This window comes from Marinimicrobium sp. (assembly GCF_002695945.1).
In the GTDB taxonomy this organism is placed as follows: Bacteria; Pseudomonadota; Gammaproteobacteria; order Pseudomonadales; family Cellvibrionaceae; genus Marinimicrobium; species Marinimicrobium koreense.
Genome location: NZ_NZQP01000059.1, coordinates 96,825 through 109,463, shown reverse-complemented (window position 1 = coordinate 109,463; position 12,639 = coordinate 96,825). Strand labels below are relative to the sequence as shown.

Genomic DNA, 12,639 nt, shown 5'->3' with positions numbered 1-12,639 from the left:
GGCAGGGAGCCGACGAGAAGCCTACAGGGATGTATTCACGGCGGGGCTACAAACGGGATACCCCACGAGCGCCCGGACTCTCCGACTTCAAAAAACTGACAATGATTTCTAAATGGACCATATAAAATCGAAAATAACCATCGACTTTGCCCAGTATAGTGACGGCGGACGCAAAGGCGAAAATCAGGATACCATTGGGGCGCGCTTGCCCGATGACGCGGCGCTTACCCACAAAGGCATCGCCATTGCCATCGCCGATGGCGTCAGCTCCAGCTCCGCCGCGCGCGAAGCCAGCCAGACCGCCATAACCGGATTCTTGACCGACTACTACGCCACCCCCGACACCTGGAGCACCCGGCAATCCGGTCAGCGAGTACTGCAATCCCTCAATCGTAGCCTCTGGGGCCTAAGTCGCAACAGCGTGCGCGGTGAAGGGCTGCTTACCACCTTCAGCGCCCTCATCCTCAAAGGCAACAACGCCTACCTCTTTCACGTCGGCGACACCCGCATTTACCTCTGGCGCAGCGGCCAACTCGAACAACTCACCCGGGACCACTGCCAATCACTCAGCCGCGAAGAAACCTACCTGAGCCGGGCACTGGGCGCCGACGTTGGCGTCGAGGTGGATTTTCACACCCTGGAAGTACACGTTGGCGATGTATTCATTCTGACCAGCGATGGCATCCACGATCACCTGCCCGAAGACCGCCTGCGCGTGCTGATCAAAACCCACTGCGATCACCCGCAGCAACTGGTGGAGAAAGCCAGTAAAGCTGCGCTCGACAATGGCAGTGATGACAATCTGAGCATACAGGTAGCCGCGGTCCGGCAACTGGGACACGCCAATCAGGATGACGCCATGGACGTACTGGCGCGACTGCCTTTTCCGCCATTACTCGATACAGGGCAGACCCTGGATGGGTTGCGGGTGGAAAAACCACTGCACGAGTCCAACCGAAGCCAGGTCTACCAGGTGCAGGACGACGCCGGGCGAAGGATGATCATGAAAACCCCCTCGGTTTTATACAGCGACGACCCTGCGTACCTCGAACGATTTGTGATGGAAGCCTGGATAGGCGCACGGATTCAAAGCCCTCAGGTCGCCAGGGTTATGTCGGGCCCCGAGCCCCGTTCGTGTCTGTACTATCTGACCGAGTACATACCCGGGCCAACGCTCGGGCAATTGATGGCCGAACGCGGACCTCTGGCAATCAATGACGCGGTGGACATTACCGGGCAGTTGATCAAGGGTATACGCTCCTTTCATCGAAAGGAGACCCTGCATCAGGACATCAAGCCGGACAATATTGTTATGGGACCGAAGGGACCAGTGATCGTGGATTTCGGCTCCTGCTGGGTCGCCAGCGTGGAAGAGCTGGAGGCCCCCTTTACCCGAGATAAGATTCTGGGAACCATGGATTACTCTGCCCCGGAATATCGCTACGGTGGCCAGACCGGCCCGCGTTCCGACCAATTTTCCCTCGCCGTATTGTTGTACGAAATGCTCACCGGCCAGAAGCCGTACGGCGACGCTTATGGCAAAGCGTTGAACGAACGCCAGTTGCAGAAGTTACGCTATCAGCCCGCTCGCCATCACAACCCGATGGTGCCGTTGTGGCTGGACAAAGCGCTGGAGAAAGCCCTGAGCCTTCAGCCCCAACAGCGCTACGATGCCCTTTCCGAATGGTGGCAGGATCTTCAGCGGCCCAACCCGCGGTGGACGCGAGACGCGGGGCTACCCATATTGCAACGGCGACCCGAATGGGTGTGGCCGGTGCTGGCCATCAGCGGATGGGCCATCGTCCTGGTCTTGGCCTGGCACCTTTGGAAACCGTAGGTCGGATCGGTCCGACGCTTCGGAGCAAAGCGTAATCCGACACTATCCACCAGACGGTATCATTGGAGCAACCGCAGCATCTCCAACATGGCCCGACCATTGTGGTAAGGACCCTTCCAGGGGCCGAGCTTGTACGAAGGCGCGAGGCTTTGATCATCCAGCGTCGAAAGCCATAACCACTCGCCGTTTTCAGCCCTGTGATAGCGCTTGATAAACGACCAGAGTCGTTCCGTTGTCGCCAGGAAATCNTCGTTACCGGACAGGGTATAGGCTTTGTANTAACCCACCATGGCCTCGGCCTGCACCCACCAGACCCTTTCATGATTGAACGCCTGAGTCGCAAACTCAAAGCCGTCGTACATTTCGCCGTGCTCACCCATGGNTTCGCGNAGACAGACGTAGGCGGTGCCGAGAACNCTCGGTTTCAGGCGCTCGCTGACCGCNGCATCGGCAAGGGACTCGGTGGCTTTTGCCAGCAACCAGCTGCACTCGATGTCGTGCCCGTAGGTATAACCGGGCGAATGNTCCTGCCAGTCGTGATCCATGAACATGCGCAGGTGGAAGTTATCTTTGTTGATGATATGACGATCAAAACAATCAATCGCGTAATGCAGTGCGTCAGCGACNGAAGCGCGNGCATCCACCTGATAGAGNGTGGTGTATGCCTCCACCACATGCAGATGGGTGTTCATNGTTTTGGGNAAGTTAAGGTCCTTGTCGCTCAGGCGCACATCNTCCAGCGCGCCCCACTGGCGATTGAACGCNTCCAGATAACCNCCCTTCGCAGGATCGACNGTGTGACGCTCCAGAAGGTCGAACGTCTGCTGCGCCTGCTGTAAAGCCAGGGGCTCGCCGGTCAACTGGTAATAGGCGACCAGGGCATAGATCGCAAAGGCCTGNGCGTACACNTGCTTTTTGGTGTCTTTNGGNGCTCCGTCTGCATCCAGAGTCCAGAAAAAACCGCCGTACGCTTCATCCAGAAAGTGAGCGAGAAGATANCGGTAACCGCGCTCCGCCGCCTCGCGATAACGGGGGTCATCCACCTCGCTGGCCAGTTCGCTGAAAAACCACAGAATGCGCGTATTCAGNACCACACCTTTGTCGGCGTCCGGCACCGGNACATTATCGACTCCCACTTCACCGTAAAAGCCACCGCGCTNCTGGTCCTGAGCATAGGCCAACCACCAGTCGGCAATCGATAGCAATTCCGAGCGGAACTCATGACTCAATTCCGACAACGGGCTTTTCACTGCGGGCTCGTATAACGCCATCAGTTNTTCATTCCTTCCAGCAGCGAGAGATTGGCCTCAATCAATGCGTTTCGGGTCGCCACCGACGCNGCNGAGCGCAACCCATCCTCTGGCGTATTGAGCGCGTAATCCACCAGTTTGTCGACGGTCGATGTCGCCACATGCATGCGGGTATCGGATGAGGCGTAATAGATGAACACCTCGTGGTTGTCGTTGACGATCCAGCCATTGGCAAACGCCACGTTGGAGACATCCCCCACCCGCTCATCACCCTGAGGCGCAATGAAGTGACCGCCGGGACGATGGGTGACCACCCAGGGGCGCTCCAGCTCGGTCATGAAAACGTACAACACATAGCGAAGCCCNGCGGCGGTGTTGCGCACCCCGTGAGCCAGATGCAGCCAGCCGTGNTCCGTTTTGATGGGCGCAGGACCTTGACCGTTTTTCACCTCTTTGATGGTGTGGTACTCCTTGCCATCGACAATCACTTCCGCTTTGATTTCGGCGTTTTCCATGGANGCGCACAGGCCCCAGCCGATACCGCCCCCCTTACCCACACTGATAAAGCCGTCCTGCGGCCGGGTGTACAAGGCATATTGNCCATCGACAAACTCCGGATGCAGCACCACGTTGCGCTGTTGGCCGGAATAGGTGATGAGATCCGGCAGCCGCTCCCAGNTCACCAGATCCCTGGTGCGCGCTATGCCGCACTGCGCCTCGGCGGCGGACAGATCATCGGGCCGGCTCTGGTCTTTGCGTTCGGTACAGAACAGGCCGTAGATATAGCCATCTTCGTGGGCGGTCAGGCGCATGTCGTAAACATTGGTATCGGGCCGCTCGGTTTCCGGCAGAGTGATCGGATAATCCCAGAAGCGGAAGTTGTCCACCCCGTTGGGACTTTCGGCGATCGCAAAAAAGGATTTTCGATCATCCCCTTCGACACGTACCGCCAGAAGGTACTTGCCTTTCCAGTACAGCGCGCCGGAATTGAAGGTGGCATTCACCCCCAGGCGTTCCATCAGGTGAGGATTGCTGGCCGGGTTCAGGTCATAGCGCCAGAACACCGGCGTGTGCGCGGCGGTCAGAATCGGGGATTGCCAACGCTGGTAAATACCATTGCCACCCGGGGCGGGCTGGTTCTTGCGGGTAATCAGGGTTTCATGGTCGCTCAGCAGCGAGCGGACAGCGTGGTTGAAATCGTTCATGTACAAGGGGTCCTGACGGTTGGCCGGACAGGTGAAAACGCCCGGCGTTGTTCGATACTCGTATTCGGCAACTGGAGCGCTGTACCGGCTGGGTTTATTCGGCGCCACAATGCCACTCAATGTAATCGGTTACAAAACAGATTGCAAGGTCTGCCTTCAATCTGATGGTCAATACGACTCAACTCAAATCGTTGAGTCGCCGCAATGGCCCACAGATCAGTGCCGGGACACGATATGGGCATCCGCCTCCTGCACCACATCGGCGGGCATATCGTCCGGATAATCCTCCAGCTTGCACCACCAGTTGCGCCACAGGAACAGACTGGTCAGCACGACCACCAGGGTCGCCAGCGCGAACTCCTGCCAGTGCTGGATCACCATAAAAATCGGCATCGCCACCAGGGCGGTTTGCCACACCACGCCAACCACAACATTCAGCGCATCCCGGGCAAAGTGTGGATTGACCTTCACCCCCGGGTGCTCGGCCTGCACCGCCTCGCGTACCGGCCCCCAGAAGCCCCAGGGGCGCACCTTCACATAGAAGCGCTTGAGCACCTCCATATCATCCGGCGCGGTCAGCAGGGACGCCAACACACAGGCCAGCAGACAGGCCGCCAACATGTAAGGGAAGGCGTACAGCGGGTCCAGGTCGGTCAGGGCCGGCAACGCCAGGGCAATGATCAACCCCACCACCATGCCGAAGAAATAGCCGTAACCGTTAAAGCGCCACCAATACCACTTGAGCACATTGGAGGCGGCATAGGCACCGTAGAGCCCACTGACGATCCAGGAAATGATTTCGTGCAGCGTGGGAATAAACAGCCCGATACCGACCCCCACCACCACAAAGGCGATGGACACGATGTAGCTAAGGTACACATAGCGCTTGGGCTCCGCCTCATCGTTGATATACCGCTTGTAGATGTCGTTAACGACATAGGCCGGGGCCGCATTGGTGGTCGCAGCGAAAGTGGACATAAAGGCGGCCAGCAAGCCGGCAATCAACAACCCGAGCAGACCGGTAGGGACGTAGTGCTTCATGGCCAGGGGCAGTATCTGCTCAAAATCCACCGCACCGCCCATGGCCCGCAGGTCGTCCATGAAAAACGCCAGCGCCAAAACCGTCAGGCCGGTAATCAGCATATAGCGCGGAAACAGCATCACCACATTCACAAACCAGCTCACCTTGGCCGCCTCGATGGGCGACTGCGCCGAGAGAATACGCTGCATATCGTAGTTGGGGGCCGGGCCAGCCATGCTCACCAGAATCCCCTTGAGCAACATCAGCATGAAGAACACCCCAAAGAGCTCGTAGCCATCGGCGGCGATGCGGGCGTTGGCCGCCTCGAGGGTCCCACCCCAGTCGATATCCAGGGTCCAGCCGATGCCCACACTGGTCCAGCCATCCGGAATGATTGCCTGCAACACCTCGGGGGAGACTTGCTGCATGGCAATGAAGCCCACCGCGACACAGGCAATGGTCATGATGAAAAACTGCAGCACCTCGGTGAATACCACACTGAACATACCGCCCTTGACCACATACACGGTGGTGACCGCGGTGATGATCAGGCCGTAATAGATTTCGTTCCAGTACTGATCCGGGTGCAGCTGCCAGGGCAGAAAGACAGCAGCGAATTTACCGATACCGATAAAACCGTAGGCCAGGAAACTCAACACCCCAATCAGCGCAAAGGCCACCACACTCAGATGCGACAGGCGTGCCCCCAGGCCGTCGCCAAACCGGAAGGTGATCCACTCCGCCCCGGTCATCACCCCGGAGCGGCGCAACCACACCGAGAGAAACACCATCAGGAACACCTGGTTGAACACCGGCCAGAGCCAGGGAATGTAGATGCTGGTCAGGCCGTAGATGAACAGCAGGGACACCAGCCACATGGTACCGCTGATGTCGAACTGCCCCGAGGCGTTGGAAATACCCAGGTAATACCAGCGCAGCTTGTTACCGCCTAGAAAATAACTGCGGATATTGTCCGAGGCCCGCCGCGATACCCACAGCCCTACCCCGAGTGTGGCAACGCCGTACAGCAGGATGATCGCGAGATCCAGGGGGGCGAGATTAAACTGCATAGTGAAAAGTCCCATTATTATTGACGAGGCGACCGCCCGCTTGCGTCGCCCCGTTTGTCATAGCCGCTCACAGCAGAACAAAATGCCGGATGAACGCCGAAAGATGCGCAAATGTAACCGGTTCCATGACGTATTGCAAGCGCCACCCTCCCACTACCCACCGATCGCTGGCGCTCAACCTCTCATCCGGCTGTACAAGCGCGGGGGAGGCGATTATCCTAGCTCCCACTTACAGTCGCAGGGACCACATCGCGCGTCCTGAGAGCCTGAGGGAGGCCGCCCGCCGGCGCAACCCACTATCGGCACAGGCTCCGAGTCCAACAACAATCCCATAATAAATAATGAGGTGTTCAGTGAACGAACCTTCCCAGCACAAGCTATCGATTCTTGAAAAGTCCGGCTACGCCATGGGCGATGCCGCCGCGAACCTGGTATGGCGCGGCGCGCTGGCGTATCTTGCCATTTTCTACACCGACACTCTGGGCATTTCCGCCGCGGCCGCCGCATTGCTGCTGCTGTTGGTGCGCCTGTCGGATGGCATGACCGACATCGTGATGGGCATGGTGGCGGACCGCACCCAATCCCGGCACGGGCGCTTCCGCCCTTGGATTCTCTGGTCCGCCCCGGTGCTGGGCCTGTTTATGGTCCTGGCCTTTACCGCCCCCGACCTGAGCCCGGGCATGAAGCTCGCCTGGGCCTATTTCACCTATATCGGCCTGACCCTGGCCTATACGGTGAACAACGTGCCCTACTCGGCCCTGATGGGCGTGATGACCCCCAGCCACAATGAGCGCAGCGTGCTGTCGGGCTACCGCTTTGCCGGCGCCTTTCTGGGCGGTATTCTGGTGATGGGGTTCACCCCCATGATGGTGGAATATTTCGGTCAGGGCGACTCCGCCCAAGGGTATCAGCGGACCATGTATGTGTTCGCGGCACTGCTGGTCACCCTCTGTATCATCACTTTTGTCACCACCCGCGAGAGGGTGGAATCCGCCGTAAACCAGGCCTCTCTCGGCAAGGAATTGAAAGATCTGGCGTTCAACCTGCCGCTGATCATTGTTCCGTTGATGGCGATTTCGGCCTTCTTTTACGCTGTCACCCAAGAGCCCGACGCACGCTATCAGCTCGATCCGACCATCACCGGCATCGTCTCACTGCTGGTGCTTGCGGCGACCGGCTACTTTGTGCGGCGTCTGATCCGCATGCCCGAGAGCGCCACCACGCCCTCTCAGCGGGACCTGATCGACCTGCTCACCAACAAGCCCTGGCTGATGGTTCTGGGGTTGGGTTTTCTGACCATGCTGTTTAACGGCATCAAGTACGGCGTGATCGCCTACTACTTCACTCACTACGTGGGCGATGCAGCCCTGGCCGGAATCTATTTCATGGTGCTGCTGGCGGTATCCATTGTCGCGGCGCTGACCGCCGGCTACCTGGGCCGCCTGCTGGGCAAGAAAACCCTGTTTATCATTTCCTTGTCGGTCAGTGGAATACTGACTTGTGGCCTTTTCTACCTCCCTCCCGATGGTTTCTGGGTGTTCAACTTGAACCTTTCCTGGATTCCACTTTTGGAAGACGGTCTGGAAGTGCGGATTTATTGGGTCTACTTGCTAGGTGGCGCTGCGGAATTCTTCGCCGCCTTTATGCCGGTGCTCACCTTCAGCATGCTCGGCGACACCGCCGATTACTCGGAATGGAAACACGGGCGCCGCGCCACCGGGTTGTTCTACTCGGCGGGCACGTTCATCCAGAAAACCGGCGGCGGCTTTGCCGGGGCCCTGGTGCTGGTGGTACTGGCCGGTTACGGCTACGTGGGCACCGACCCGGAGACCATCAAGGCAGCCACCGCCGGCATGGTGCACCTGATGAGCTGGATTCCGGCCCTGTTCGCCTTTCTGGCCATTCTGCTGCTGGTGGTGTATCCGTTAAACGCCGAGCGCATGAATCAGATAGAATATGAATTACGCCAGCGCCGCCGCGATGCGGGGGTCAGCGACAGCTGATGCGAAGGGATTGGCGCCAGCGGCGGAATACGGTACCTTGTACGGCTGACCTGTCGGCCGTTCCAATCCAATAAACGAGTTGCGCTATGTCCAGCATTCGAGATGTCGCCCGCGAGGCGGGTGTCTCCGTCGCCACGGTTTCACGTGCCCTGAGCATGCCCGAAAAGGTCTCTGAAGAGGCCATGAACAAGGTGCACCGCGCCATCGAAAAGGTCGGCTACCGACCCAATATGCTGGCCCGCAACTTCCGTTCGGCGCGCTCTTACGCCATCGTGGTACTGGTCCCGGACATCGCCAACCCGTTTTATTCGCTGGTCATCCGCGCCATCGAGGATCGCGCCCAACAAAAGGGCTACGCGGTCCTGCTCGGGGATACCCGGGGCACGCCGGAGCGTGAGCTGGAGTACATCCGCCGGGTGGAAACCCGGCTGGCGGACGGCCTCCTGCAACTGCGCCCCCACTCGGAAAAAACCCACAATGTGATTCCGCCGGATATCGCCACGGTCAATGCCTGCGGCTGTGAGTACACCACCGGCCCGTCGGTGCGCATCGACAACCGGGGTGCGGCAAAAACCATCGTGGATTACCTGATCTCTCTGGGGCACCGACGCATCGGCGCCATCTCGGGTCTGAAAGACAACCCACACGCCATCGATCGGATGAAAGGGTATAAAGAAAGCCTGGCCGAACACGGCATCCCGTTCGATCCGGACCTGGTGGCCGAAGGCGACTTCACCATGTGGTCGGGCCTGAACAGCGCTTTCCAGTTCTGCCACATGAAGAACCGGCCCACCGCCATCTTCTCCACCAATGACGAAATGGCCATTGGCGCCATCCAGACGTTGAAGTCCCAGGGCATCCGGGTGCCGGAAGATATGTCGGTCACCGGCTTTGACGACATCGCCTACGCCAAGTACACCGACCCGAGCCTGACCACCATGTCCCAGCCCGCCGAGGAAATGGGCAAAATGGCGATGGACATGCTGCTCAAGATCATTGAAGGCGAGCCCCTGACCCAGACCGAGTGCGTGCTACCGACGGAATTCATTATCCGCAAAAGCACCGCCCCGGCACCGGGCGCCGAGCTGCCCAACACTCCCAAAAAGGTGACTCCCGCTCCCTAGAAGTGCGGGGCCTGAAGCGCCCGTGCGGCGCTAGCCACCGGCCCGACCTCTGGCGTAGTCCGCCACTTCCGCCGCCAGCACCACCAGGTGATACAGGGTGCTGGCGGGCGCCTTGTCCAGCACCACCTCATCATCGGCACCGCGCTGATCGACATAGGCACCGGGCGTGGTTGCGGTCAGGTAGTAAGTGAAAAGATCATCAATCGCCTGAACCGCCCGGGCTTCCGCTTCCGGGTCACCGGCGCGGGCGCGCACCAGGCTGCCTTTGATCAGCTCGGTCAGCCCCCAGCAGCGCTTGCTGTTTTTGAGTGGTGTGCCATCCGGCAGCACCTCATCCAGAACCAGACCGGACGCCACCCGGCCGATGGCCAGCCCCTGGCGATACAGCGCCTCGGTATAGACCTCTACCGGGTGCCCACTCAGGCGGTGGTACCAGTCCAACAGCCACACCCACTCGAACATGTGCCCCGGCTCCACCGGTGCCTGCTCGGGCGCATGTTTCAGGCGCCAGTCCTCTTCAAAGAACTCGAACAGCACCCCCCGCTCCGGGTCAAAAAAGCGGGTCTGGAACAGAGCGAACAGCTCACCGGCCCGAGCCAGCCATTTACCGTCGCCGCTGGCCTCATAGAGCGCCATCATGGCCTCGAACAGGTGCATATGGGGGTTCTGGCGGCGCTGGGCATAGTCGTAGTCGCCTTCCGTCCAGCCACCGTGCACCGAGGCGAAGTGCCGGTCCAGGTGGGCCATCAGGGCTTCGGCGCCGTCCAGATAGGCCCGGTCGCCAAACGCCCGATAACACCAGGCATAGGCGAGCAGGAAAAACGCGTGATCGTACAGATCCTGCTTCTGATCAATAACCTGAAAGTCCGGATTCATCAGGTGGGTAAAGCCGCCTCCGGCGTGGGGATGGGCCGTCCGCTCGGCCACAAAGCGCATCAGTTGGCGGGCCATGGCCTCACCGTCGCACCAGCCGCGTACGGTGGAAAACGCAAAGGCGAACGCCTGGCGGGCCTGGACCCGCACCCGGATATTGGAGGGAAGATCAATCGAGCCATCGGCGTTCAACGCCTCCCAGTGGCCTCCATGCTCGGGGCTCAGGCCAACGCGCTGCCACAGCGGCAGTGATTCGCGGGCAATCCAGCGTTCGAGACGCTCGGCCGCGTCCTTGATCGTTTGAGTCATATCCGGTGTGTTCCAGTCATTCACAGTGTCAGAAACAGAGAGTGTCAGAAGCAGAGAGGCCCTCTGGTCGCGGACAGTTTACCCATCAACGCCGAGCAGAGCACCCCTGAAACTCGAGCCCTAAAATAAAGCACCCCGGCTGAAACCAGCCGGGGTGAAAGGGTACAACAGCTTGGGTAAAAAGCTCACCGCGCGCAAGCGCCGGTCCTGGCGATGCCCACAGCAGCGCTGACCAGTGCAATATGTAAACGGTTTACCGCAGGATAACCGGTTTAATGCACCAATCAGGCTCGTATTGTGCGCATTTTTGTAACCGGTTTCAATATGTTTTGTGAAGCTTCTTCCAGTGAAGATCAAAATCGGGACGCCAGAAAGAAAAAAGCCGGGCTACTGACGCAGCCCGGCGAAACATGGAGAGAACAAAAGATACAACCAAAACAACGTCTACCAAGACACAGCTCTGCTTGGCGGCCGCAAGGGGTGCCTGCAGCCTGGGCGGGAGCCCTGAAAGGGGACGGACCCACGCCATACCAAGGACATCGCTTATGGTAATAATGAGTATAAGACCCGATTTGCGATATTGTCAAGGTGACAATAAAGATTTTTTCAGTGCAGTGTCTGATCGCCCAGCAGCGCCTGAATATCGCCCGCGTTGAAGGAGTAATGCTGATTGCAGAACTGGCAATCGATACTGATCTTGCCCCCCTGCTCGATCAGCAACTGGTCCACCTCTTCACGGCCCAGGGAGAGCAGCGCATTGGCGCTGCGCTCGCGGGAACAACTGCAGCGAAAGCGCAGCTCGCTGGGGTCGAACAGGCGCAGCTGGTATTCGTTGAACAGCCGATAAAGGACATCGGCATGGGGCAGCCCCAGCAGTTCCTCGTCCTTGACCGTCGAAGCCAGGGTTCCCAGGGTTTCCCAGTGGTCCCGGTTTTCGTCCGGGTCCGCGTGCTTCTGGGTCGGCAACGCCTGGAGCATTAGCCCGGTGCAGGCCTGTTCGCCGGTGGCGAACCACAGCCGGGTTTTGAGCTGTTCGGACTGGTAGAAGTAGTGTTCAAGGCACTCGGCCAGGTTGTCGCTGTCCATGGGCACCACCCCCTGATAGCGCTCACCGCGCTCCGGCTCGATGGTGATGGCCATGATGCCCTTGCCCAGCAAATCGCCCACACCGCGCCCCTGAGGGCGGTCAGCGCTGTCTTTCAGCCGGATGATGCCGCGCAGGTTTTTGTGATGGTCGCACTCGGCCATCACCATACTGACCACTCCGTCGCCTTGGGCCTGCAGGCTGATCATGCCATTGAACTTCAGGGTGCTACTCAGCAGCGCCACCGCCGCCAGAAATTCTCCGAGCAGTTCACGGACACCCTCCGGGTAGGGGTTGTTGTTCATCACTTCCCGGTAGCTCGCGCCAAGGGTGACAATTTCTCCTCGAACGTCGCATTCGTCGAACAGGAAGCGGTGCAGCAGGTCGTTATCGAACATGGGGTGTTGTAGTCCAATTCAGTAGTGATGAGAGGGTGGATAAGGCACCGGGAGGCGCCGGCAGGCGCGCTATGGACCCAGTTCCTGACGCCGGAAGCGGTGAATCTGGCGGCGCTCCTTCTTGTTGGGCCGGTGGTCGCTGATGATCTGACCGGCGAGCCCACCGGCCTTGCGTTGCGCCGCCCGCTCCTCGCGCAGGGCGATGCTCTCGGCGGTCTCCTCGTACAGCAACTGGGCTTCGGGCGCGCCCCGCCGCTGGTCCGACAGCGCTTTGATCACCACGGTTTTGTCATCAAAACCCTGGCGGATCTTCAGGGTCAGCCCCAGCGTCACATCCTTGCTGGGTTTCACCCGCTGCCCGTCGCACTGGACCTTGCCGCCCTCGACGGCCTGCTTGGCGATGCTGCGGGTCTTGTAAAACCGGGCGGCCCATAGCCACTTGTCGATTCGGACTTTCTCCAGAGG

Annotated in this window: 9 protein-coding genes; 3 read left to right on the top strand and 6 right to left on the bottom strand. The window is 59.4% G+C overall.

Annotated elements, in window-relative coordinates:
• The first annotated feature begins 112 nt into the window (after nt 1–112).
• A complete protein-coding gene (locus CMG77_RS13630) occupies nt 113–1,837 on the top strand; it encodes a bifunctional protein-serine/threonine kinase/phosphatase (protein ID WP_286904819.1) in 1,725 nt (574 codons plus the stop codon).
• Between the two features lie 59 nt (nt 1,838–1,896).
• On the opposite strand, the gene CMG77_RS13625 is transcribed toward CMG77_RS13630, so the two are convergent.
• From CMG77_RS13625 to CMG77_RS13615, 3 genes are all read right to left on the bottom strand, one after another.
• On the bottom strand, nt 1,897–3,108 hold the full coding sequence (locus tag CMG77_RS13625) for an AGE family epimerase/isomerase (RefSeq protein WP_286904817.1): 1,212 nt from the start codon (nt 3,106–3,108) through the stop codon (nt 1,897–1,899).
• Nucleotides 3,108–4,106, bottom strand: a complete 999-nt coding sequence (locus CMG77_RS13620) for a glycoside hydrolase family 130 protein (RefSeq protein ID WP_502691922.1) — start codon at nt 4,104–4,106, stop codon at nt 3,108–3,110. The genes CMG77_RS13625 and CMG77_RS13620 overlap by 1 nt, the downstream gene beginning before the upstream one ends.
• Nucleotides 4,107–4,508: 402 nt before the next feature.
• Entirely contained in the window at nt 4,509–6,383 is a 1,875-nt protein-coding gene (locus CMG77_RS13615) for a sodium:solute symporter family protein (RefSeq protein ID WP_286807375.1), read from the bottom strand.
• A 353-nt stretch (nt 6,384–6,736) separates the two neighbouring features.
• On the opposite strand from CMG77_RS13615, the gene CMG77_RS13610 reads away from it, so the two are divergent.
• Together CMG77_RS13610 and CMG77_RS13605 are read left to right on the top strand one after the other, a co-directional pair.
• Nucleotides 6,737–8,386, top strand: a complete 1,650-nt coding sequence (locus CMG77_RS13610) for an MFS transporter (protein WP_024462073.1) — start codon at nt 6,737–6,739, stop codon at nt 8,384–8,386.
• Nucleotides 8,387–8,472: 86 nt separating this feature from the next.
• A complete protein-coding gene (locus CMG77_RS13605; protein ID WP_024462072.1) occupies nt 8,473–9,510 on the top strand; it encodes a LacI family DNA-binding transcriptional regulator in 1,038 nt (345 codons plus the stop codon).
• A 30-nt stretch (nt 9,511–9,540) separates the two neighbouring features.
• Here CMG77_RS13605 and CMG77_RS13600 read toward each other — a convergent pair whose 3' ends face one another.
• The 3 genes from CMG77_RS13600 to hslR all read right to left on the bottom strand — a co-directional run bounded on the left by CMG77_RS13600 (nt 9,541) and on the right by hslR (nt 12,636).
• Nucleotides 9,541–10,692: an AGE family epimerase/isomerase gene (locus tag CMG77_RS13600; RefSeq protein ID WP_286807373.1), complete on the bottom strand. Its 1,152-nt coding sequence runs from the start codon at nt 10,690–10,692 to the stop codon at nt 9,541–9,543.
• A 606-nt stretch (nt 10,693–11,298) separates the two neighbouring features.
• Nucleotides 11,299–12,174, bottom strand: coding sequence for an Hsp33 family molecular chaperone HslO (gene hslO / locus CMG77_RS13595; protein ID WP_286875090.1), 876 nt, complete (start codon nt 12,172–12,174; stop codon nt 11,299–11,301).
• A 69-nt stretch (nt 12,175–12,243) separates the two neighbouring features.
• Nucleotides 12,244–12,636, bottom strand: coding sequence for a ribosome-associated heat shock protein Hsp15 (hslR, locus tag CMG77_RS13590; protein ID WP_286807405.1), 393 nt, complete (start codon nt 12,634–12,636; stop codon nt 12,244–12,246).
• Nucleotides 12,637–12,639: the final 3 nt, after the last annotated feature.

Bases quoted from the DNA above. Each gene is read 5' to 3' on its own strand.
- CMG77_RS13600 (WP_286807373.1), bottom strand. From the start codon at position 10,692: ATGACTCAAACGATCAAGGACGCGGCCGAGCGTCTCGAACGCTGGATT.
- hslO (WP_286875090.1), bottom strand. From the start codon at position 12,174: ATGTTCGATAACGACCTGCTGCACCGCTTCCTGTTCGACGAATGCGAC.
- CMG77_RS13605 (WP_024462072.1), top strand. From the start codon at position 8,473: ATGTCCAGCATTCGAGATGTCGCCCGCGAGGCGGGTGTCTCCGTCGCC.
- CMG77_RS13615 (WP_286807375.1), bottom strand. From the start codon at position 6,383: ATGCAGTTTAATCTCGCCCCCCTGGATCTCGCGATCATCCTGCTGTAC.
- CMG77_RS13630 (WP_286904819.1), top strand. From the start codon at position 113: ATGGACCATATAAAATCGAAAATAACCATCGACTTTGCCCAGTATAGT.